Genomic DNA, 21,726 nt, shown 5'->3' with positions numbered 1-21,726 from the left:
GATTAAAAACTTTCCACAATCGGAAGAATGCAGTTTCTTCTGCCTAACCATTGTGGTTTTGCCCGGCACGGACCGGGCAGAGTAGGAACACAGGCAAGCACCGACCCTCGAATGCGACCACATCCACCTTCGCGTTCGTCGGTTCGACCGAAGCAGAACAGCTCTACCCTCCCTCCGCCTGAGATCGGGCGATCCGCTCCTGCGGCTCGTCCCCTGTCGGTACCACCAACTTTCGCAAGGAGCCAGACCATGAACACCCCGAACCCGACCCTCGATCAGGCGGTCAACTCCGAAACCGTGAAGACGATTACCGGCAGCTTCGCCACTATCCGCCCGCACCTCGAGGTCACCGGGCCGCTCGGTGATCGCTATGACGAGATTCTCACCCCCGACGCCCTCGAATTCCTCGCCGAATTGCACGAGCGCTTCGCGGGCACCCGCCACGGCCTGCTCGCCGCCCGGCTGCAGACTCGAGTGGATACTGCCAATGGTCGCGACCCCAAATTTCTCAGTGCTACCGAGAGCATCCGTCTCGATCCCAGTTGGAGTGTAGCGGGAGCCGGACCGGGCCTGGAAGATCGCCGTGTCGAGATCACGGGTCCGACCGACCGAAAGATGGCCATCAACGCGCTGAACTCGGGCGCCAAGGTGTGGCTCGCCGATCAGGAAGACGCCACGAGCCCGACCTGGACCAACGTGATCGAGGGCCAGCTGACCCTGTTCGACCAGGTGCGCGGCCAGCTCAGCTTCACGAGCCCCGAGGGCAAGAAATACGAGGTCACGAACGAGTCGACGCCGACCATCGTGATGCGTCCGCGTGGCTGGCACCTCGTCGAAAAGCACATCACGTTCATCGACCGCGCCAACCGCCGGATGAAGTCCTCGGGCAGCCTCGTCGACTTCGGCCTGTATTTCTTCCACAATGCGAAAAAGCTGATCGAGAACGGCACCGGCCCGTATTTCTACCTGGCGAAGCTGGAGAGCCACGGGGAAGCACGTCTCTGGAACGATATCTTCACCTACGCCGAAGAACGCCTCGGCATCACATACGGCACGATTCGTGCCACGGTGTTGATCGAGACGATTCAGGCCGGCTTCGAGATGGAAGAGATCCTCTACGAACTTCGCGACCACTGCGCAGGCCTCAATGCCGGTCGATGGGACTACATCTTCAGCATCATCAAGACGTTTCGTTCCCGTGGCAGCCGGTTCGTTTTTCCCGACCGCAAGCAGATCACCATGACGGTGCCGTTTATGCGGGCTTACACCGAACTGCTCGTCGCCACCTGCCACCGTCGCGGAGCCTTCGCCATCGGCGGGATGAGCGCCTTCATTCCCAACCGGCGCGACCCGGCGGTCACCGAGCAGGCGCTCGCCCAGGTTGCGGCCGACAAGCAGCGTGAAGCGACCGACGGCTTCGACGGTTCCTGGGTCGCGCACCCCGACCTGATCCCGACCGCGCAGGCCGAGTTCGACAAGGTGCTCGGTGACCGGCCGAACCAGCTCGAACGTACCCGCCCCGAGGTGAGCGTGACGGCCGCCGAGCTGCTGGATGTCGCTTCGGTCGGCGGCCAAATCACCGAAGCCGGCGTGCGTGGCAACGTGCTCATAGCGCTGCGCTACATCGAGTCCTGGTTGCGCGGCGTTGGCGCGGCGGCGATCGACAACCTGATGGAAGACGCCGCCACCGCGGAGATCTCCCGGTCGCAGCTCTGGCAGTGGATCCACGAGAACTCGGTCACCGCCGAGGGTCGCCGGATCGACTCCGACTGGGTCGAAGATGTGCTGGACGAAATCGTCGATGGCCTCGAGCGCACGCCCACAGACCGCTTCGACGACGCCCTCACGGTGCTGCGCACCTCGGCTCTCGAGCAGGAGTTCCCGACCTTCCTCACGGTCGGCGCGTACGCTCGCTTCTTCTAAGCAGTTTTCGAGATCCGCGAGAGCGGGCAAATGGTTGTTTCGGCCCCGGCAACATCACAGGGGTGAGTACACCATTTGCCCGTTTTTCGTGTCACGAGGCTGGGTTCTTGACTCGCTCGTAGGCTGCGAGGGCGGCGCGGCGAGTCTCGCCGAGGTCCACGAGCGGCGCGGGGTAGGCGTTCGTGCCGTACTCGGTCACGTTGTCGCGAATGTACTGCTGGCGTGGGTCGAACTTGGCCGCCTGCAGGTCGGGATTGAAGATGCGAAAATACGGCGCGGCATCCGCCCCTGAGCCGGCCACCCATTGCCAACCGAACGGGTTGCTCGCCGCATCGGCGTCGACCAGGGTGTCCCAGAACCAGCGCTCACCCTCCCGCCAATCGACCAACATGTTCTTGATCAGGAATGAGGCGGTCACCATGCGCACCCGGTTGTGCATGCTCCCCGTGCGCCACAGTTCGCGCATGCCGGCGTCGATGAGGCCGAAGCCGGTGCGGCCCTGTTGCCAGGCAGCCAGGGCCTCGTGGTCGAGCGGCGGCCACGGAAAGGCATCGAAGGCCGGCCGCAGGTTCTTGGTCGCGAGATCGGGCGCATGAAAGAGCACGTGGTATGCGAACTCGCGCCAGCCGATTTCCGTGAGAAACCGGGTCGCGCTGGTGAGGGCTGGTCCCGTTAGATCGCGCTGAGCTGTCTGGGTGGTAGCCCACACCTGGTGTGGGCTGATCTCGCCCCAGCGCAGGTGCGGAGACAGATGCGAGGTTGCGTTTTGCGCCGGTTCGTCGCGATCGCGAGCGTAGTGGGGCAGCGACTCGGCCAGAAAAGTGGCGAGCACCGCTTGAGCGGATGCCTCGCCCGGCTCCCAGGTGGCGCGCAACCCGGCTGCCCAGTCTGGCGCGCTCGGCTCGAGGCCCCAGCCATCGACCTCGTCGGAGGCGATCTCGCCCGTCCAGCCGGGAATGGCCGTGGGCGCGGGGAACGGTGCACGGGGTGGTGGGCCCGCGGTGCAGGCACGCCAAAACGGCGTAAAGACCGAGTACGAGCCGCCCTGACCGGTTTGAATCGTCCAGGGTTCGAACAGGAGTGAACCGGCGTAGCTGTGGGCGTCGACGCCGCCGGCGCGCAGGTCGTGCTTGATCGCGGTGTCGAGCGTGCGCTCGGCTAGGCCGTAGCGGCGGTTCCAGAACACGGCTGCGGCATCCGTTTCTCGAACGAGGTCCGCGATGATCGGGCCGGCGGCACCGCGGCGCAAGATCAGTCGGCCGCCGAGCGCTTCGAGCGATGCGGCGAGCGATCGCAGACTCTGGTGCAGCCACCAGCGAGCCGCGCCGCCGAGCGGGCGCACCCCCGGCGACTCCTCGTCCAGTATGTAGATGGCCACGATCGGGCGCTCATGCTCGAGGGCCGCGTGCAGGGCCGGGTGGTCGGCAACCCGCAGGTCGTCGCGAAACCAGACGATGGCGGGGCCGATGTGGCCAGGTGAACGATCTCCGGCAGTCTGCGCGGAACTGGGTGACGTCATTCTGCCTCCTCGTGAGTCTCTAGTGTGGACCATGCCACGGGTCAGACCAATTCGGGGATAGAGCCGTCTGCCCGATTTTTCTCGAATGGTGTCGAAGGGGTAAATCGATCTCTCGGTAGTTGGATTTGGCCTCATCGGCCGACAGATCCGTTGATTTCTCAGTGGTTCTCATCTCATTCGTTGGCACAGCGACGTTTTCACGAAACCCCATTCTGGGGCCTCGCCTGGGACAGACAAATCTGTCTGTCCCACATAGTGTGTGAACGGCTCGTCACTGAGCCGATCTCCCAAAAAAAAGTTTCAGCTGAACCAACTTTTCATCGCGCCAACGCCGTGACACTGCTGCAGACGGCCGAGTTCTTTCTTCCCTCTCGTGCGCAGCCACGGGTGCCCGTCACCCGACGATGGGCACCCCGGGCTGCGCCCGTGATCCCCGTTTCTTTCGTTCCAGCAGAAGCCGGATGCCGATTCCTCCTACGAGACGCGCAGCACGATCTTGCCGCGGGTATGACCCTCCTCGAGCAGCCGATGGGCCGCGGCGCCGTCGGCGAGCTCGAACACCGAGTCGACGTGCACCCGCACGGAACCGGCGTCGAGCAGCGCCGAGATTTCATCGAGGGCGCGCGCGTCGGGGGACACTTTGAAACCGGTTGCGCGTCGGCCCGCTGCTGCGGCATCCGCTGCCATGGTCGGCCAGCTGCCGGTCGGGGCGTTCACGAGCAGGCCGCCGGGGCGGAGCGCGGCGAGGGAACGGGTGCCGGTGTTGTCGTGCACGTTGCCGATGAGGTCGATGACCGAGTCGAGGTCGTTGACCACGTCTTCGAAGCGCGTGGTGGTGTAGTCGATGACCTCGTCGGCGCCGAGCTCGCACAGAAAATCGAGGTTGCGGGTTGACCCGGTCGCGGTCACGTGCGCGCCCAGGACGCGGGCAAACTGCACCGCGAAGTGACCGACGCCGCCGCTGCCAGCGTGCACGAGCAGGCGCTGCCCGGGGCCGGCCTGGGCCAGCTTGACCATTCCCCACGCGGTCAGCGCCGCGAGGGGAACAGCGGCCGCCTCGGCGTGGCTGAGCCGGGCGGGCTTGCGGGTGACGCTCATGCTCGACACCGAGACATACTCGGCGAAACTGCCGCCGATGCGCGGCACCCGGCCCATGCCATAGACCGCATCGCCCGGCTGCAGTGGCGCAGCCTCGAAGGCTGCGCGCACCACCACGCCGCTGAAGTCATAGCCGAGAACGGCCGGGTACCTCTCGATCGCGGCCGCGACGCCCTTGCCCGACCGGGTCTTGGCGTCGATCGGATTAAGACCAGCCGCAATGACCTTGACGAGCACCTCGTCGACAATCTGGCGTGGCAGCATGCGATCGGCCAGGTGCAACACCTCGGGGGCGCCGGTCTCGTCGATGACCAGGGCGCGCATGGTCTGCGGCAGTTCGAATTCAGTAGCCATGCCCCCCATTCTGCTGCAAGCGTGGCCCGGCCGAGAGCGCAAGAAAGAGGAGACTAGCGGCGGGCCTGCTCGTCGAGGTTGTCGATCAGGGCGTTGGCGAGACCGACCAGAATAGCGATCTGGTCTTCATCGCGTTCGATCCAGCGAAATTGCGGCTCGGCAGCCACCGGCACGAAGTCGAGGTGTTCTTCCCAGACCAGAAGGGTGCGGTCAGCGCCGAGCACGTACTGCTGCCACCACACCTGGCGCAGGTAGCTGCGGGGAATGCTGCGCCACGGCTTGCTGGTGGTTTTGATCTCGGCCAGGTGCAGGTCGCCGTTCGCCACCACGCCGACGCCGTCGGGCGTGGCCAGGTGCCGCGGGTGCGACAGCGAGCGAAACAGGTTTGTGCTCGGCTCGATGCCGTAGTTCTCCAGCACCCACGCGGCGATGATCGGTTCCCGGGCCCGACCGTGGTCGGTGTAGCTGTTGCCGGAAAAGCTCGTGCCGTGCATTTTGTCGTGCGCGGCGTTCACGATGGATTTGGGGGTCGACAGTTTCGCGACATCCGTTGCCGTGATGCCCTGGTTGCGCGCCCGGAGCCAGGCCACCCGGTCGGTCGAGTCGGCGACGATGCGCAGCGTGTGCGGTGCCGGCCGAAGAACAAAAGGTGTCGAGTTCTCGGTACGCTCATCCAGATCAAAGAGAGAGAGCGTGGATTCTGGCACTCATCTATTCTGGGCCCGCGAGCGTGCTCCGCTCGCCACCGCCACGCAGTCACGCTCTGGAAAGCTTCCCTAGGAGGTCCTTGGCCCGGGCTGCGCCATGAACGGGGAGCACAGCTGCCGGAGAGGTTTTTCATAGCCCGTTCATAGACAACTGCCGGATACTAATCAGAATGAGCACACCTGCGAGTATCCAGGCCGGCCACGGTCCGCGACTGACCAAGGCCGATGGCAGCGCCATCCGAGTTTTGGTCGTGGACGACGAACCCACCCTCACCGATCTGCTCGCGATGGCCTTGCGCTACGAAGGCTGGCAGGTGCGCACCGCCGCCGAGGGCCGTCAGGCACTCACCATTGCCCGTGAATTTCGGCCCGACGCGATAGTGCTCGACGTTATGCTGCCGGACATTGACGGTCTGCAGGTACTGCAGCGGGTGCGCGCCGACGGCCATCAAACTCCCGTGCTGTTTCTGACCGCCAAGGACTCGCTCGACGACCGGATTGCGGGGCTCACCGCCGGCGGCGACGACTACGTCACCAAACCGTTCAGTCTTGAGGAGGTCGTCGCTCGGCTGCGCGGTCTCATTCGCCGCTCCACCCTCGCCGTAGCCGACTCGGCCGACCCGCGGATCACCGTCGGCGATCTCACCCTCGACGAGGACAGCTATGAGGTTTTCCGCGCCGAAGAGGCCATTGAACTGACCGCGACCGAGTTCGAACTGCTGCGCTTTCTCATGCGCAATCCACGCCGGGTGCTCAGCAAAGCGCAGATTCTCGACCGGGTCTGGAGCTACGACTTCGGCGGTAAATCCTCTGTCGTCGAGATCTACATTTCGTACCTGCGTAAAAAGATCGATGCTGGCCGGGAGCCGATGATCCACACGGTGCGGGGCGCCGGCTACATGCTCAAGACCGCTGCATGACCGAGAGAAGGCGCCGCGGCCGCACCCGCTCGCCCTGGACACTGCAGCGGCGGCTCGTGCTCACCGTTGTCGGCCTGCTCGCCCTCGTGAGCATCACGATCGGGGTCGTGAGTGTGGTCATATTGCGCGCGTCCCTGCTTGACCGCCTCGACGTGCAACTCGCTTCGGCCGCCGATCGTTCCGGTTCGGTGTTGGGCAGCAGCGGGGACAACGATGGGGACCGTCTGGGTGATAAACCCGGCAGCCCCTCCTTCGGTACCCCCACGGCCAACAGGATCCTCAGCGGTCCCGCCCAGCCGCCCGGGCTGCTCGCGCTGGTCTATGACGGGTCGAGCATCACGACGGGCTACACCGATGACCAGAGTGGCGCGATCGAAGAGCTGTCGGAGCAGCAGGTGCGGCAGCTTGCCGACCACGTCAACCAGTCGGCCGCCGTCACCGTGAACCTCGGCGGTGAACTCGGCGAGTACCGGGTGCAGGCTGAAACGGCCCAAACCGGCACGCTCTACCTGGTCGGCCTGCCGCTGTCGGGCGTCGCCGCCACTGCGGCCCAACTGGCCCTGATCATCACCTTCGTCTCACTCGCCGGGCTTATCGTCGTCGCCATCATCGCGGCCTGGGTGGTGCGGCTGGCTCTTCGCCCGCTGCAGCGTGTCACCGCTACTGCCACCCGGGTCGCACAACTGCCCCTCGACCGCGGCGAGGTCTCGCTCGACGACCGGGTTCCGGCCGGCGACACCGACCCGCGCACCGAGGTGGGTCGGGTGGGAGCCGCGCTCAACCGTATGCTCGACCACGTCGACCGCGCCCTGGAGGCACGGCAGGCCAGCGAACGCAAGGTGCGCCAGTTTGTCGCCGACGCGAGCCACGAGCTGCGCACACCGCTCGCTTCCATTCGCGGCTACTCCGAACTCACCCGCCGCAGCGGCCAGCAGTTGCCTCCTGACACGATCCACGCCCTCAGCCGGATCGAATCGGAGTCGGTGCGCATGACCGGCCTGGTCGAAGACCTGCTGCTGCTCGCCCGCCTCGACGAGGGCCGTGAACTCGAAATGGAACCGGTCGACCTCACCATGCTGCTCGTCGACGCCGTCAGCGACGCGCACGCGGCCGGCCGTGATCATGTCTGGAACCTCGAGCTGCCTCGAGAACCTCTCGAGGCGATCGGCGATGAACCGCGCCTGCGTCAGGTCATCACGAATCTGCTCGCCAACGCACGGGTGCACACCTCGGCTGGCACAACCGTGGTGGTCGCGCTCGTGGAAGACGGCGAATGCGCGGTGATCTCGGTGACCGACGACGGCCCGGGCATTCCCGACGAGCTCACGGCCACACTGTTTGAACGTTTCGCCCGCGGCGACAGCTCCCGTTTTCGTGCCGCCAATGCTTCGGGGACCGCGAGCACCGGCAGTACGGGCCTGGGCCTGGCCATCGTCGACGCCGTCGTCACCGCGCACCGCGGCACGGTCGAAGTCAACAGCCGGCCCGGCCGGACGGAATTCCGTGTCGCCCTTCCTCGGGCCGAGGCGGTCAGTCGGGGGTATTGAGCCGGGCGAGAAACTCGGCGAAGTGGGTCAGATCATCTGCGGGCCAGCCGCGTAGCCGGCTCAGGATGCGCGCCGAATTGTTGGCACGCACCTCGGCCAGTTTCGCCTCGGCCAGGGGAGTGAGTGCGAAATACTTGATTCGCCCGTCGTCGTCATCGGCCTGGGTTGTGATCAAATCGAGGTCGGACAACGCGCGAGCTTGACGGCTGATGATGCTCTTGTCGACCACCAGATTTTCGGCGAGGGCGCCGGCGGGGGTGGGGCCGCACCGCTCCAGCATGCGCAGAAACTTGAATCCGAACGGTTGCAGGGTGGGGTGAATGCACAGGGCTGTGTCCCGCAGGCTGGCACGAATATTCTTGGCGAGGAGGGCCATTTGCTCTTCGACCGCTGCCAGCGCGGCATCCGTTGTCGTTGTCGTTGCCGGCACGCTCCCGGGCATAGTGTCTGTCACGATAGAATTCTACCGACGCTGATCGGGGGCTACTGGGGGCAGGGCAACGGATGCCGTACTCACGCCGACCAAAATCTGTCCGGTCGTCGGATCCGTATCGGCGCCCGAGCGTTCCCGTTCGATGCCGGTCATGGTGCCGAGGGGAATGTTTGGCAGCAGCGCGATCATAACCAGGGTAATGATCGAGAGGGGCACCATGATCAAGAACACGTTGCCCACTCCGGTGCCGTAGGCCGACTCGACGACGATGCGCAGTGCCGCCGGCAGCAGGGACACCTGCGGGATGGTGCCATCGCCGAGGGTCTGCATGGCTGCAAGCTGGTTAGCCGGGCTGAGGGTGGCGGTGCCGTCCCGGATGTACTGGGCGACCAGGGTGCCGAGCACCGAGCCCATAACCGAGACGCCGACTGTGCCGCCGAGGCTGCGAAAAAACGTGATGGTGCTCGTGGCCACGCCGAGATGGGTAATCTCTACGGTGTTCTGCACGACGAGCACGAGGTTTTGCATGATCATGCCCACACCGGCTCCCAGGATGAACATGAACACGCCCACGAAAACCAGGCTCGTGTCGAAGCGCAGGGAGCCGAGCAGCAGGGAACCGGCCAGCACGAGCACGCTGCCGGAGACCATGATGGCTTTCCACTTTCCGGTGCGGCTGATCAGGTTGCCGAAAACGGTCGAGGCGATGAGTAGTCCACCCATCATGGGGATGGTGAGCAGGCCAGACTGGGTTGGCGTGGCGCCGCGAGCGAGTTGCATGTACTGGCTGAGAAAAACCGAGGTGCCGAACATGGCCACGCCCACCGCGAGGCTTGCGATGACGGCGAGCGTGACGGTGCGGTTCTTGAACAGGTCAAGTGGAATGATCGGTTCCTTCACCCTGAACTCCACGATCACGGCGGCAATGAGCAGAATGGCTGCGCCGAGCACCATGGCGAAGGAGGGGAGCGAGGTCCACGCAAACGACTTGCCCGCCAGGGTGACCCAGATCAGCAGGAGTGACACCCCGCCGCCGATCAGCACGATGCCCAGGTAGTCGATGCTCACAACGCGCTTCACGCGCGCGGGCAGGTGCAGGGTGACCTGCAACAGGATGATGGCGACCACCGCTACCGGAAGGGCGATGAAAAAGTTCCAGCGCCAGCCGAAGGCGTCCGTCACCACGCCGCCGAGGAGCGGCCCGCCGATGGTGCCAAGGGCCATGACAGCGCCGAACAGGCCGGCGTACTTGCCGCGTTCGCGGGGGCTGATGATGTCGGCCATGATGATCTGGCTGAGGGCGGCCAGGCCACCGGCGCCGAGGCCCTGCAAAATGCGGAACGCGATGAGTGTGCCGGTGTCCTCCGAGAATCCGGCCAGCGCCGATCCCAGTACGAAAACCACGAGGGCGACCTGAATCAGCAGCTTGCGATTGAACAGGTCGGCGAATTTGCCCCAGACCGGTGTGCTTACCGTGGTCGCCAGCAGCGTGCCGGTGACCACCCAGGTGTAGGCCGACTGGTCGCCCTGAAGATCGGAGACGATCAGCGGCAGGGAGGTGGCGACGACGGTTCCGGCGAGAATCGAGACGAACATGCCCAGCAGCAGGCCGGAGAGGGACTCCAGAACCTGGCGATGACTCATCGACCCGTCGGCGTTGGGACGGCGGGTGACGGATGCCCTGCTGCGGCGTGCTGCGCGACTCATGAAACTCCTGCAATTAGTTGACAACGGTCAACAATACGCAGATAGTAGACCGATGTCAACAACTTTTCTGTCCGAATGGAAACTCGACGCCATCGCCGTCGGAAGCCGCTGAGTCGGGCCCGGCGCCGCGGCGCATTTGGTATCTGGCCGTGCATGCCGTAACGTACTGAAAAGCCACAGACCGCCGGTCGCTGCGCCGCGTAAAAATACGGGGAGCAGACGAAGGTTCATTCACGTGAACGGCCCGCGCAGGTGTTCGAAGTTTTGTTTCAGTCTTCTGGATTGTTTCCCAAGCTCCGGCGCCCTGCGCTGGAGCTTTTTTCATGTTTGCGCCCCGGGCTACCCGGCACATGATTATTAATGAGGAGCACCATGGCGAACAAGGAAGCAACGGTCGCCGAGCTTACGGAGAAATTCGAAAGCTCGACCGCCGTTCTGCTCACCGAGTACCGCGGTCTCACTGTTGCGCAGCTCAAGAGCCTGCGCAAGTCCATCAGTGAGGACGCCACGTACGCCGTGGTAAAGAACACGCTCACCAAGATTGCGGCCAACAAGGCCGGCATCACCTCGTTCGACGAGGAACTTGTCGGTCCGTCCGCTATCGCCTTCGTGCACGGAGACCCCGTCGCCGTCGCGAAGACCCTGCGTGCCTTTACCAAGGCAAACCCTCTCCTGGTGGTTAAGGGCGGTTACTTTGACGGTAACCCGCTCACCGCAGCGGAGGTTGGCAAGCTTGCCGACCTCGAGTCCCGTGAGGTGCTGCTGGCCAAGCTGGCCGGCGCCTTCAAGGCATCGCTGTTCGGAGCCGCTTATCTCTTCCAGGCACCGCTGTCGAAGGCTGTTCGCACCATCGACGCGCTGCGTGAGAAGCAGGAGTCCGCGAACTAGGCACCTGCCTACACCGCGGTTCACGAATTTTTAAGAAACTAAAAGGAGTACATCATGGCAAAGCTTTCCACTGAAGACCTGCTTGAGCAGTTCAAGGGCCTGACCCTCATCGAGCTCTCCGAGTTCGTCAAGGCGTTCGAGGAGACCTTCGAGGTCACCGCAGCAGCCCCCGTCGCCGCTGCCGGAGCCGCTGGCCCCGCCGCTGCCGTTGAAGAGGTTGAAGAGCAGACCGCATTCGACGTCATCCTTGACGCCGTTGGCGACAAGAAGATCCAGGTCATCAAGGTTGTGCGCGAGCTCACCAGCCTGGGCCTCGGCGAGGCCAAGGCCGTTGTCGATGGCGCGCCGAAGGCCGTCCTCGAGGGCGTTGCCAAGGATGCTGCCGACAAGGCCAAGGCTTCCCTCGAAGAGGCCGGCGCCACCGTTACCCTCAAGTAATCTATGCCCCGCGAGGGGTTCTGATTGAGGCGTAACCGACCGGCTTCGAGCCGATCAGTGAGCAGGGGGGCGTCGTTTCCGGAACGGAGACGGCGCCCCCCTTTGTCGTACCCGTCGTCATTCATTCGCGTCGATAGGTTGCGCGGATGCCGGCGGACGTGAATGGGCGTTATTCGGCACCCAGGCCGCGTAGCATTCGTGGCGCACTGGTGCTTGACCGGATGATGAGGCTGGTGGGCAACACGGCCGACGCGCCGACGCTGCTCCCGCTGGCAAGTCCGGCCAGCAGCGTGCGTACCGCGAGTTCGCCCTGCATGCGCGGATGCTGCGCGAGGGTAGTAAGACGGAACATCTCGGCGTGCGGATGCCCGTCGATTCCTATCACGCTCAGTTCCGTGGGCACTCGAATTCCCAATTCCCGGGCCGCCAAAATGAGCCCGAAGGCGATCTCATCACTCGCCGCGAAGATTGCCGTGGGGCGTCTCCGGGGGTCGCCGAGTACAGCCAGGCCCCGGGCGTACCCACCGGGCGTGGTGAACTCCGAGGAGTAGAAGCATCCGCTGACCGGAAGACCGGCCGCCGTCATCGCAGCCTCAAAGCCGCGCAGGCGGTTACTGTGCACCTGAAAGTCCATCTCGTCAACCTGGCTGCCGCCCACGTGCACGATGTCGCGGTGCCCGAGGCTGAGCAGATGTTCGGTGGCCAGGCGGGCGGCCGCAACGTCGTCGATCTCGATCGTGGCCACGCCGCGGATGGGGCCACCGATGCCGACGAGGGGGCGGCGGAGCCGATGCAGGTGTTCGACCTCCTGCTCGCTCAGCTCGACGCAGACCGAGATAATGCCGTCGAATCGCTTGCGGGCCAGGAAAAACTCGAAGACACGGTCGCGCTCCGGGGAAGCGGGAGGCAGGTTGTACAGGGTCATGTCGTAGCCCTGCTCCAGCAGGGCCAGTTCCAGGCTTTCGAGGACCTCCCCGAAAAACCAGCGACTGATGTACGGAATGATCACGCCGACACTCTGCGTGCGCCCGGTCACCAGACTCGCGGCGTTCGGCGATGCAACGTACCCAATTTGCCGGGCAGCGGCGATGACCTTTGCTCGGGTCTCGATAGAAACGTAGCCGCGGCCGCTCAATGCACGGCTGGCCGTGGCTTTGGCCACACCGGCGAGGCGCGCGACATCGGCGATCGCGCTCATCTATGCCTCCGTCTATGGTGACTGCTTCTCACACCCTAGCGTGCGTTCGGCAGGCATGGAACCGGTTCCATGAAATCTCTTGATTCTGTCGTGATGCAGCCGCTAAACTCGGACACCGCCCAACGCTGTGGCTGGGATCTTTGCCATTCCGTTACATTCTTGGACTTGCCATCCCTCAAGAGGTGACATACTTTATGATCTGGAACCGGTTCCCGAGATTCATGCACGAGACCCTGTTCCCACGGGCACCGCCAGCTCTATTCACCATTCGCATTCGCTCTACACGATCCGACACCACTCAATGAGGAGAAACAAGATGCGGCCTTCCCTGCACCGTCGATTTACAGCACCGATCGCCATGGCGGCGATAGCTGGTCTGGCACTGGCTGGTTGTTCCGGCGGACCCGGCGCCACCACCGCCGACTCGGGCGCGAAGGGCGATGGCGTCGTCACCGTCTACGGCACGATCGCCGACACCGAAGCCCAGCTCCTCGAGAAGTCCTGGGCCGGGTGGGAGAAAGACAACAAGATCGACATTCAATACGAATCGTCGAAGGAATTCGAGTCCCAGATCTCTATCCGCGCGCAGGGCGGCAACGCTCCCGATATCGCGATCTTCCCGCAGCCCGGGCTGATGAAGGACCTCGCTTCCCGCAATTTCCTCAAGGCAGCACCCGACGCCGTTGCGGCTAATGTCGACAAGAACTGGTCGGCCGACTGGAAGGCCTACGGCACGGTGGACGGCACTCTGTACGGCGCGCCGCTGATGGCCAGCGTCAAGGGTTTCGTCTGGTACTCACCGGCGAAATTCAAGGAGTGGGGCGTTGAAGTTCCCACCACCTGGGACGAACTGCTCGCCGTCACCAAGACCATCCAGGAAAAGACCGGTGCGGCTCCCTGGTGCGCCGGCTTCGGCTCCGGTGACGCCACCGGCTGGCCCGGCACCGACTGGGTCGAAGACCTCGTGCTGCGCCAGGCCGGCGCCGAGACCTACGACAAGTGGGTCGCCAACGAGATCCCCTTCACCGACCCGGCCATCAAGGGTGCCTTTGACTCCCTCGGTGAGATTCTGCTCAACCCCAGCTACGTCAATGCCACCTTTGGTGACGTCAAGTCGATCAACAGCACCCCGTTCGGAGATGTGGCCACCCCCATCTCCAACGGCACCTGCGCGCTGACCCACCAGGCCTCCTTCTTCGATGGATTCATCACGGATGCTGGCGGACAGGTTGGACCGGACGCCGACGTCTGGGCCTTCATCACTCCCTCGGTCAAGGCGGGTGGCCAGACGGTCACCGGCGGCGGCGAGATTGTCGGCGCCTTCTCCGATGACGCCGACACCCAGAAGGTGCTGGAATACCTCTCGAGCGCTGACTGGGCTAACAGCCGGGTCGGTCTCGGCGGCGTGATCAGCGCGAACAAGGGCCTGGACGCATCCAAGGCAACGAGCCCTATTCTGCAACAAGCGATCACCATCCTGCAGGACCCGAAAACCACCTTCCGCTTTGACGGTTCCGACCTGATGCCGGGCGCTGTGGGATCGGGAACCTTCTGGAAGGGCATGGTCAGTTGGATCAACGGCACACCGACCGACGAGGTGCTCACGAGCATCGAAGCGGGCTGGCCGTCCAGCTAGCTGGAACAGCCATCACTCAGGCATGAAAACGGTGTGCCGCCCGCTTCGAATACCGGGCGGCACACCGTGCGTGGCAGGTGTGCGTTATCGATACGTTTTCACCGGTTGTCGGGCGAATACCAGGGTTTACTGTCGTACTCGGAAGGTTTCAGATGTCCGCTTTCTTCTCCTGGCTGGCGCAATTACCAGCGCTGGCACAAGTCCCCATCGTCATCCTGGCGTTCGGTGTCGTTGTTGGTGCCATCTTGTTTTTCGTCGAGATCGCCCCACGCTCTGGCCGGGGCTACACGATCATTCGTCTTGCCGTCTGCGTTCTGGCACCACTGCTGATTTTGCTGGTTGCCAACTCCTACACCTGGGCCATTATCGGCGCCGGCGTATTGGGACTCGGCTTCTTCTACATCGACTACCGCTCCCGCACGGGTGCCGGCTACCTGTTCCAGCTGGTCGGTTTTCTCGCCCCGGCCGCTATCCTGCTCGGCATCGGCTTGGTCATTCCCACCATTCAGACCACGGTGCAGGCCTTCATGAGCGCTCGCGGTGACCGGTTCGTTGGCCTGGACAACTTCGCCTGGATCTTCACCCAGCCCGAGAACGTGCGCATCGTGCTCAACACCATTGTCTGGGTGTTGATCGTTCCGACCATCTCGACCATCGCCGGCCTCGCTTACGCGGTGTTCATCGACAAGAGCCGCGGTGAGAAGTACTTCAAGATTCTGGTCTTCATGCCGATGGCCATCTCCCTGGTGGGAGCATCCATTATCTGGCGTTTCGTCTACACGGCCCGCCCGGCCGACCAGGAGCAGATCGGCCTGCTGAACCAGCTCGTGGTCATGTTCGGCGGGCAGCCGGTCGACTTTCTCTCGGTGTCCCCGTTCAATACCCTGTTTCTCATCGTGATTCTCATCTGGGTGCAGACCGGGTTCGCCATGGTGGTGCTGTCTGCCGCCATCAAGGGCGTGCCGACCGAGCAGATGGAGGCGGCCGAACTCGATGGCACCAACGCCTGGGAGCAGTTCGTGAACGTGACCGTCCCCGGCATCCGTAGCGCCCTCGTGGTCGTTCTGACGACTATCTCCATCGTGTCGCTCAAGGTCTTCGACATTGTGCGCACCACCACGGCCGGGTCCAACGAGACCAGCGTCGTCGCCAACGAAATGTACACCCAGTTCAAGAACTTCGAGCAGGGCCGCTCAGCCGCCTTCGCCCTGGTGCTGTTCCTGCTGGTACTGCCGATCGTCGTCTACAACGCCCGCCAGATTAAGAAGCAGAGGGAAATCCGATGAGCTCCGTCATGCCCGTAAGACTTCCCGTTGACGCCCAGACCACGCGGCGACTCCGACGCGGCGTTCGCCGGATGGAGTCGCCCATCGCCCGCAACACCAAGAAACGGCTGACCAGCCGCGGAGCGACCATTGGGGCGCTCATCATCGCGGTGCTGTGGTCGATCCCCACCCTGGGCCTGCTGGTGTCGTCTTTCCGGCCGGCGCAGCAGGTGCGCACCACCGGTTGGTGGACCATTTTCACCAACACCGGGGTCACCTTCGACAACTACACGACGGCTCTGGCCGCGGGCAACAGCCAGCTCAATCTGGCTGGGTCATTCATCAACTCGATCGCGATCACCCTGCCGGCCACGCTCATCCCGTTGATGATTGCCAGCCTCGCCGCCTACGCCTTCGCCTGGATTGACTTTCGAGGCAAGAACGCCATGTTCATTGGTGTCTTCGCCTTGCAGATCGTGCCGATTCAGATGGCCCTCGTGCCGCTCCTGCAATTCTTCTCCGGCGGCACTATTTTTGGCTTCCCGGTCGTCGCGGCGCTCAACCCCGGCAGCGGCTATTCGCAGGTGTGGATCGCGCACACCATGTTCGCTCTTCCCCTGGCCATCTACCTGCTGCACAACTTCGTCTCGGAGATACCGAGCGAGGTCATTGAAGCGGCCAGGGTCGACGGCGCCGGCCACGGGCAGATCTTCTTTCGCATCGTGTTGCCGCTGACCATGCCGGCCATCGCGTCGATCGCCATCTTCCAGTTTCTCTGGGTCTGGAACGACCTGCTGGTGGCGCTGATCTTCGCGGACGGTGCGGTCGCCCCGATGACCAAACTACTCGCCGAACTCTCCGGTGCCCGCGGGCAGGACTGGCATCTGCTCACAGCCGGTGCCTTCCTGTCGATTCTGGTTCCGCTGATCGTGTTCTTCTCGCTGCAGCGCTTCTTCGTGCGCGGACTGCTCGCCGGTTCTACCAAGGGTTAGACCCGCCTTTCTTAGAAACGGATGCCCGTGGCCGGTTTGGCCGCGGGCATCCGTGCTGCCGAGTCTGCGGTGACGTTTAGAGTAAATGCATGAGTGGAATGCACGGTGCTCCCGGCCACGGCCCGAGGCAGCAGGCAGGGGTCGAACGCCCGCGTAAGCGAGTCAGCGGAGCGGATGCCGAAGCGCAGCGCGCCGAGAACGCGCTTGCCCCGCGCATCCCGCACCTACTGCGACGCATCGGTGCACTCTTCGCCCCGCATCGCAGCACCCTCATCGTTACCGTCGTCCTGGTTCTGGTCAGCGCCGCCCTCTCGGTGGTGCCGCCGCTCCTCACCCAACGCGCCTTCGACGACGGCCTCTTTCCGGCCGGCGGCACTCCCAACCTTTCGGTGCTCGGGGTGCTGGTGGCATTCATGCTCGGCGTCTTCCTGGTCAATGCGCTGCTCGGCGTCTGGCAGACCTGGCTGACGGCGACGGTGGGTAACAAGGTCATGGGCGCCCTGCGCGTGCGGCTGTTCACCCACCTGCAGGCGATGGAACTGAGCTTCTTCACCAAGACCAAGACCGGTGTCATTCAGTCGAGGCTGCAAAATGATGTCGGTGGCGTCGCGACGGTGCTGACCAACACCATTTCGAGCATCCTCGGCAACACCGTCACGGTGATCGCCGCCTTCGTGGCGATGCTGCTGCTGAACTGGCAGCTGACGATCGTGGCGGTGGTACTCATGCCCATTCTGGTATTCGCCCAGCGCCGCGTCGGCCAGGTGCGGGCGCGCATTGCCGGCAAGACGCAGGAATCGCTGTCGGACATGACCGCCATCACGCAGGAAACCTTGAGCGTGTCTGGCATCCTCCTGTCGAAGAGCTTCACCCGACAGCAGAACGAGATCGAACGCTACGCTGAAGAGAACCGCAATCAGGTGCGCCTGCAGGTGAGTCAGCAGATGAGCGGCCAGTGGTTCTTCGCCACGGTGAGCGTGTTCCTATCGGCCATTCCTGCGATCGTCTACCTCGTCGCGGGGGCGCTCATGTTCAATGGCACGACCGATGTCACGCCCGGCACGATCGTGGCCTTCACCACGGTGCAGGCTCGGCTGATCTTTCCGTTGCTCGGTCTGATGCGGGTCGCCCTCGACCTGCAGACCTCGTCTGCGTTGTTCGCGCGCATCTTCGAATACCTCGACCTGAAGCCGGCGATCAGCGACAAGCCCGATGCTGCCCTGGTGCCGTCGGCTGGGGCGGCTCGAGGCAGGGTGGAGTTCGACCGGGTGCGGTTTGCCTACCCGGACGCTCGCGGTGACGCGCGCCCGACCCTCGACGATGTGTCACTGACGATCGAGCCGGGCCAGTTCGCCGCTTTTGTGGGGCCGTCGGGGGCCGGCAAGACCACCGTCTCGTACCTGATTCCGCGCTTCTACGAAGCCGCGGCCGGCCGTGTGCTGTTCTCCGGCCTCGATGTGCGCGACCTGCAGCAGGAGTCGCTCGTCTCCCACATCGGTATCGTGAGCCAGGAAACCTACCTGTTCCACGCAACCATCGCCGAGAACCTGCGCTACGCCAAACCCGAGGCGACGGATTCTGAGCTCATCGCGGCCGCGCGCGCCGCCAACATCCACGACACGATCGACTCCTTCCCGGAGAAGTACGACACCATGGTCGGGGAGCGCGGCTACCGGCTGTCCGGCGGTGAGAAGCAGCGCATCGCCATCGCGCGCGTCTTACTGAAAGACCCGCCGGTGCTCATCCTCGACGAGGCCACGAGCGCGCTCGACTCCATCTCGGAGAGCGTGGTGCAGGCAGCCCTCGACACCGCGAGCCATGGCCGCACCACGATTGCGATCGCGCACCGTCTCTCGACGATCGTCGACGCCGACGTGATCTTCGTCGTCGATGCCGGCCGGATCGTGGAGCGCGGCACCCACGCCGAACTGCTCGTCCGCGGCGCCGTCTACGCGAGCCTCTACGCCCGCCAGATCACCGCGAGCCCCGTGACGGATTCCCCCGAGCGCCTCCCGGCCCCCTAGCGATACGTTCCGGGTGACAGCGGGGTGTCAGGCTAGGAACGTTCAGCGAGCATCCCGGTCATCAGGTCGATCTCGGACTTCTGGCTCAGCACGACGGACGTCGCGAAAGCGTGCACGGTCGCGTTCGTGCTGCGATCGAGAACGGCCTCGGCCATTGCGATCGCGCCCAGGTGGTGGGCGATCATGATGACGAGAAACTGCCGCTCCGCTTCCACACCGGATGCCGCGGTGAGAGCGGCAATCTGCGCCGGGGTCGCGAGTCCGGGCATCGGTGCCCCGGCGACGTGGCCGGCGTCGGTGCCCGCCGAGTGAGACGAATCGTGCGTGTTGCCGGACAGTCCGGACCGGGTCATCCAGGTCATCGACGGTTCGGGAGCAAATTGCGGTAGCCCCCAGACAGCGAGCCAGCCCGACATCTGCCCGCTTTGCCTGGCCTGCGTCGTGGCGATGTCGTAGGCGAGTAGCCGCACGGGTGCGTCGCCGGTACGGTCGCGAACAATCAGGGCGAGTTCGACGCCTTGGTTGTGGTGTTCCTGCATGTCCCTGGCAAAGCCAGCCTCGGCACTTGTGGTGTCGGGCGTGGCGTCGGTGAGCGTGCTCAAGCGTCCCGCCGAAAAGGCCGCAGCGCCGACGACGAGAGCCGTGATCGCGACAGTGACGGTGATGGCGCGCAAAACGGAGCGGCGTTGGCGCGGTGGGTGAGCGTCCGCTGGGGGCTGTGGGGGGTCAGAAGTCACGGGTTAAGTGCGGCTCAAGAAACTTTGCCGGGTGCGTCGATCCCGCCGGAGCAGGGGGCGCCGTTTTCTGGCACGTTGGTGCTCTTCCAGAATTCGGTGAAGTATTCGGCGACGCGCGGGTCGTCAGCGCTGTCGACCTGCAGCTGTGAATTCCAGCCGCTCAGCACGATCGGTGCGGGAATTCCGTCGAAGGGCGACAGCACAACGTAGCTGGAGGGCAGTTCCGTCTTCAGCAGATCGAGCTCAGCGTCGGAGATCGACGGATCGTAGGTGACCCAGATAGCACCGTGTTCGAGTGCGTGCACGGCGTTCTCGTTCGGAACCGCCTGATCGTACACGCCGCAATTGAGCCAAGCCGAAGCGTGCTGGCCGCCGGCGGGCGGCGTCTGCTCGTAGGTGACGGCGGTCTCGACGTGGCCGGCTCCGTTCGTGAAGGTCTCGACACCGTCGATGGTCGACGCATCGCCTGCGCCACCGCCGGCATAGTTGGCGGCCTTCGGCGTGAGCACGAACGCGGTCACGATCAGGGCGATGATCGCGACGATCGTTACAGCGCCACCGATAATGCCAATCAGACGATTACGCTTGCCGCGCTTTTGCTGGCGGTGATATTGCTCCAGCTTTTTCGCACGCTTCGCGGTGCGTTCTTCCTTGATCGACGCTTTGTTCACGGGGGAACCGGGCTGGGGGGTCACGAGGGCCTCTCTATTGGAACTGCTTCACTGTGAACGTATCAGTCGTCCCTGTAGCTTCCCCCGATGCCGCTCTCACGGCTATTTCTCAGGCTGGTGACCGGATCTCGCCGCCCGTTAGAGTGGAGGAGCGACCGCTCATCGTCGAGTTGCTGCTGTCGCTAGTCGATTTCGTACGAACGCGCCGGCCAGCGCCGAATCGGTGAGCACATCCGAGGCCGCGCCTGCCACCTGGCGCGCAGCCCGACAGAAGGAATTTCCATGAAGATCGCAGACACCGTTCTTGACCTTATCGGTGACACCCCGTTGGTCAAACTCCACAAGGTCACCGAAGGCTTGACCGCAACGGTGCTCGTGAAGCTCGAATACCTCAACCCGGGCGGGTCGGCGAAAGACCGCATTGCGGTGCGCATCATCGATGCCGCCGAGCGCGACGGCCTGTTGAAGCCTGGTGGCACAATCGTCGAACCCACGTCGGGTAACACCGGTGTGGGCCTGGCCCTCGTAGCCCAGCAGCGCGGCTACAAGTGCGTGTTCGTGCTGCCCGACAAGGTCGGCGAAGATAAGCGCAATGTGCTCACGGCCTACGGCGCCGAGATCGTCGTGACGCCGACATCCGTCGCACCGGACGACCCCGAGTCCTACTACAGCGTGTCCGACCGGCTGGCCCGCGACATTCCGGGTGCCTTCAAACCCAACCAGTACTTCAACCCGAACGGCCCGCTCAGCCACTACGAGACCACCGGTCCCGAGATCTGGCGTGACACCGACGGCACCGTCACCCACTTCGTCGCCGGCGTCGGCACCGGCGGCACCATCACCGGCACCGGCCGCTACCTGCGCGAGGTCTCAAGCGACGCCGTGCGCATCATCGGCGCCGACCCGGAAGGGTCGGTCTACTCCGGCGGTACCGGCCGCCCCTACCTGGTTGAGGGTGTCGGGGAGGATTTCTGGCCTGGCGCCTACGATCCAACGGTCGTGCACGAGGTCATCGCCGTGTCCGACGCCGACTCCTTCGCCATGACCCGCCGGCTCGCCCTCGAGGAGGGAATCCTCGTCGGCGGCTCCAGTGGGATGGCCGTCGTGGCGGCCCTCCGCGCGGCCGAAAAGCTCGGACCCGACGACACGATCGTCGTGCTGCTGCCCGACGGCGGCCGTGGCTACCTCGGCAAAATCTTCAACGACGGGTGGATGCGCAGCTACGGTTTCAGCAACGCCCCGACCGGTCACACGGTGGGGAACCTGCTCGAGTCGAAGAGCGGGGGACTTCCCGCGTTCGTCTACGTGCACCCGAGCGACACCGTGCACGACGCCATCGAAACGATGACGAGGGGCGGTGTATCGCAGTTGCTTGTGCTGAGCGCCAAGCCGCCCGTCGTCATGGGCGAGGTGCTCGGCGCGGTCGATGAACGTGCCCTGATGGGCCTCGTTTTCTCCGGCGATGCCAAGCTCACCGATCGGGTCGGTTCGATCGTTGGCGAAGCGCTGCCGCTGATCGGGGTGAACGAGCCGGTCGCCGCAGCGCGAGCCGCGTTCGCCGAGCACGACGCGCTGCTCGTGACCGGCGGTGGCAAGCCGCTCGGCGTCATCACCCGGCACGACCTGCTCAGCTATCTGAGCGTCTAACTTTTTCGGTTCTATTCATACG

Annotated in this window: 18 protein-coding genes; 10 read left to right on the top strand and 8 right to left on the bottom strand. The window is 64.3% G+C overall.

The genetic code is table 11. From position 1 onward, the window contains the following. Positions 1 to 249: 249 nt before the first annotated feature. Positions 250 to 1,923 (top strand): malate synthase A, encoded by a 1,674-nt coding sequence (gene aceB, locus E3N85_RS08295; protein ID WP_134461927.1) that lies wholly within the window; start codon positions 250 to 252, stop codon positions 1,921 to 1,923. Positions 1,924 to 2,014: 91 nt separating this feature from the next. Here aceB and E3N85_RS08290 read toward each other — a convergent pair whose 3' ends face one another. The 3 genes from E3N85_RS08290 to E3N85_RS08280 all read right to left on the bottom strand — a co-directional run bounded on the left by E3N85_RS08290 (position 2,015) and on the right by E3N85_RS08280 (position 5,571). Then, the gene (locus E3N85_RS08290; RefSeq protein WP_134461924.1) at positions 2,015 to 3,442 is read right to left on the bottom strand and encodes a deoxyribodipyrimidine photo-lyase; all 1,428 of its coding nucleotides are present in this window, start codon (positions 3,440 to 3,442) and stop codon (positions 2,015 to 2,017) included. Between the two features lie 474 nt (positions 3,443 to 3,916). Beyond that, the gene (locus E3N85_RS08285; RefSeq protein ID WP_241978379.1) at positions 3,917 to 4,894 is read right to left on the bottom strand and encodes an NADP-dependent oxidoreductase; all 978 of its coding nucleotides are present in this window, start codon (positions 4,892 to 4,894) and stop codon (positions 3,917 to 3,919) included. A gap of 53 nt (positions 4,895 to 4,947) precedes the next feature. Further along, complete coding sequence (locus E3N85_RS08280; RefSeq protein ID WP_134462245.1) at positions 4,948 to 5,571, bottom strand: YqaJ viral recombinase family protein; 624 nt, start codon at positions 5,569 to 5,571, stop codon at positions 4,948 to 4,950. 200 nt (positions 5,572 to 5,771) lie between these two features. Here E3N85_RS08280 and E3N85_RS08275 point away from each other — a divergent pair, with 200 nt between their 5' ends. Next, on the top strand, positions 5,772 to 6,521 hold the full coding sequence (locus tag E3N85_RS08275) for a response regulator transcription factor (protein WP_134461921.1): 750 nt from the start codon (positions 5,772 to 5,774) through the stop codon (positions 6,519 to 6,521). Beyond that, entirely contained in the window at positions 6,518 to 8,068 is a 1,551-nt protein-coding gene (locus E3N85_RS08270; RefSeq protein ID WP_134461918.1) for a cell wall metabolism sensor histidine kinase WalK, read from the top strand. Before E3N85_RS08275 ends, E3N85_RS08270 begins: the two co-directional genes overlap by 4 nt. Here E3N85_RS08270 and E3N85_RS08265 read toward each other — a convergent pair. Both E3N85_RS08265 and E3N85_RS08260 read right to left on the bottom strand, forming a co-directional pair. Beyond that, positions 8,052 to 8,522, bottom strand: coding sequence for a MarR family winged helix-turn-helix transcriptional regulator (locus E3N85_RS08265; RefSeq protein ID WP_134461915.1), 471 nt, complete (start codon positions 8,520 to 8,522; stop codon positions 8,052 to 8,054). The genes E3N85_RS08270 and E3N85_RS08265 overlap by 17 nt on opposite strands. A 9-nt stretch (positions 8,523 to 8,531) precedes the next feature. Then, positions 8,532 to 10,145, bottom strand: a complete 1,614-nt coding sequence (locus E3N85_RS08260) for an MFS transporter (protein ID WP_134462242.1) — start codon at positions 10,143 to 10,145, stop codon at positions 8,532 to 8,534. Between the two features lie 435 nt (positions 10,146 to 10,580). Between E3N85_RS08260 and rplJ the strand changes: the two genes are divergently transcribed. After that, on the top strand, positions 10,581 to 11,096 hold the full coding sequence (gene rplJ, locus E3N85_RS08255; RefSeq protein ID WP_092340410.1) for a 50S ribosomal protein L10: 516 nt from the start codon (positions 10,581 to 10,583) through the stop codon (positions 11,094 to 11,096). A gap of 54 nt (positions 11,097 to 11,150) precedes the next feature. Beyond that, positions 11,151 to 11,534 (top strand): 50S ribosomal protein L7/L12, encoded by a 384-nt coding sequence (rplL, locus tag E3N85_RS08250; protein WP_104083139.1) that lies wholly within the window; start codon positions 11,151 to 11,153, stop codon positions 11,532 to 11,534. A gap of 169 nt (positions 11,535 to 11,703) precedes the next feature. On the opposite strand, the gene E3N85_RS08245 is transcribed toward rplL, so the two are convergent. Beyond that, positions 11,704 to 12,732, bottom strand: coding sequence for a LacI family DNA-binding transcriptional regulator (locus tag E3N85_RS08245; protein WP_134461913.1), 1,029 nt, complete (start codon positions 12,730 to 12,732; stop codon positions 11,704 to 11,706). Between the two features lie 316 nt (positions 12,733 to 13,048). Between E3N85_RS08245 and E3N85_RS08240 the strand changes: the two genes are divergently transcribed. The 4 genes from E3N85_RS08240 (at position 13,049) to E3N85_RS08225 (ending at position 18,649) form a co-directional block, all read left to right on the top strand. Further along, on the top strand, positions 13,049 to 14,368 hold the full coding sequence (locus E3N85_RS08240; RefSeq protein ID WP_134461911.1) for an ABC transporter substrate-binding protein: 1,320 nt from the start codon (positions 13,049 to 13,051) through the stop codon (positions 14,366 to 14,368). A 152-nt stretch (positions 14,369 to 14,520) separates the two neighbouring features. After that, complete coding sequence (locus E3N85_RS08235; RefSeq protein WP_134461908.1) at positions 14,521 to 15,654, top strand: carbohydrate ABC transporter permease; 1,134 nt, start codon at positions 14,521 to 14,523, stop codon at positions 15,652 to 15,654. After that, a complete protein-coding gene (locus E3N85_RS08230; RefSeq protein ID WP_134461906.1) occupies positions 15,651 to 16,625 on the top strand; it encodes a carbohydrate ABC transporter permease in 975 nt (324 codons plus the stop codon). Before E3N85_RS08235 ends, E3N85_RS08230 begins: the two co-directional genes overlap by 4 nt. 98 nt (positions 16,626 to 16,723) lie before the next feature. Next, positions 16,724 to 18,649 carry an ABC transporter ATP-binding protein gene (locus E3N85_RS08225; protein WP_134462240.1) on the top strand — a complete coding sequence of 642 codons (1,926 nt, stop codon included), beginning with the start codon at positions 16,724 to 16,726 and terminating at the stop codon, positions 18,647 to 18,649. A 32-nt stretch (positions 18,650 to 18,681) separates the two neighbouring features. On the opposite strand, the gene E3N85_RS08220 is transcribed toward E3N85_RS08225, so the two are convergent. Both E3N85_RS08220 and E3N85_RS08215 read right to left on the bottom strand, forming a co-directional pair. Continuing rightward, positions 18,682 to 19,386 (bottom strand): DUF305 domain-containing protein, encoded by a 705-nt coding sequence (locus E3N85_RS08220; protein WP_134461903.1) that lies wholly within the window; start codon positions 19,384 to 19,386, stop codon positions 18,682 to 18,684. Between the two features lie 14 nt (positions 19,387 to 19,400). Next, positions 19,401 to 20,081 (bottom strand): DUF3105 domain-containing protein, encoded by a 681-nt coding sequence (locus tag E3N85_RS08215; RefSeq protein ID WP_134461900.1) that lies wholly within the window; start codon positions 20,079 to 20,081, stop codon positions 19,401 to 19,403. Between the two features lie 258 nt (positions 20,082 to 20,339). Here E3N85_RS08215 and E3N85_RS08210 point away from each other — a divergent pair, with 258 nt between their 5' ends. After that, entirely contained in the window at positions 20,340 to 21,704 is a 1,365-nt protein-coding gene (locus E3N85_RS08210) for a cystathionine beta-synthase (protein WP_134461897.1), read from the top strand. Positions 21,705 to 21,726 lie beyond the last annotated feature (22 nt).

This window comes from Cryobacterium sp. Hz9 (assembly GCF_004402825.1).
Classification (GTDB): Bacteria; Actinomycetota; Actinomycetes; order Actinomycetales; family Microbacteriaceae; genus Cryobacterium; species Cryobacterium gelidum.
Note: the sequence above shows the minus strand (reverse complement) of the source record. Positions and strands in the feature narration are given on the sequence as shown.

Excerpts from the sequence above, each read along its gene's own strand:
- aceB (WP_134461927.1), top strand. The coding sequence starts at position 250 with ATGAACACCCCGAACCCGACCCTCGATCAGGCGGTCAACTCCGAAACC.
- E3N85_RS08290 (WP_134461924.1), bottom strand. The coding sequence starts at position 3,442 with ATGACGTCACCCAGTTCCGCGCAGACTGCCGGAGATCGTTCACCTGGC.
- E3N85_RS08285 (WP_241978379.1), bottom strand. The coding sequence starts at position 4,894 with ATGGCTACTGAATTCGAACTGCCGCAGACCATGCGCGCCCTGGTCATC.
- E3N85_RS08275 (WP_134461921.1), top strand. The coding sequence starts at position 5,772 with ATGAGCACACCTGCGAGTATCCAGGCCGGCCACGGTCCGCGACTGACC.
- E3N85_RS08270 (WP_134461918.1), top strand. The coding sequence starts at position 6,518 with ATGACCGAGAGAAGGCGCCGCGGCCGCACCCGCTCGCCCTGGACACTG.
- E3N85_RS08260 (WP_134462242.1), bottom strand. The coding sequence starts at position 10,145 with ATGAGTCATCGCCAGGTTCTGGAGTCCCTCTCCGGCCTGCTGCTGGGC.
- rplJ (WP_092340410.1), top strand. The coding sequence starts at position 10,581 with ATGGCGAACAAGGAAGCAACGGTCGCCGAGCTTACGGAGAAATTCGAA.
- rplL (WP_104083139.1), top strand. The coding sequence starts at position 11,151 with ATGGCAAAGCTTTCCACTGAAGACCTGCTTGAGCAGTTCAAGGGCCTG.
- E3N85_RS08245 (WP_134461913.1), bottom strand. The coding sequence starts at position 12,732 with ATGAGCGCGATCGCCGATGTCGCGCGCCTCGCCGGTGTGGCCAAAGCC.
- E3N85_RS08240 (WP_134461911.1), top strand. The coding sequence starts at position 13,049 with ATGCGGCCTTCCCTGCACCGTCGATTTACAGCACCGATCGCCATGGCG.
- E3N85_RS08235 (WP_134461908.1), top strand. The coding sequence starts at position 14,521 with ATGTCCGCTTTCTTCTCCTGGCTGGCGCAATTACCAGCGCTGGCACAA.
- E3N85_RS08230 (WP_134461906.1), top strand. The coding sequence starts at position 15,651 with ATGAGCTCCGTCATGCCCGTAAGACTTCCCGTTGACGCCCAGACCACG.
- E3N85_RS08225 (WP_134462240.1), top strand. The coding sequence starts at position 16,724 with ATGCACGGTGCTCCCGGCCACGGCCCGAGGCAGCAGGCAGGGGTCGAA.
- E3N85_RS08210 (WP_134461897.1), top strand. The coding sequence starts at position 20,340 with ATGAAGATCGCAGACACCGTTCTTGACCTTATCGGTGACACCCCGTTG.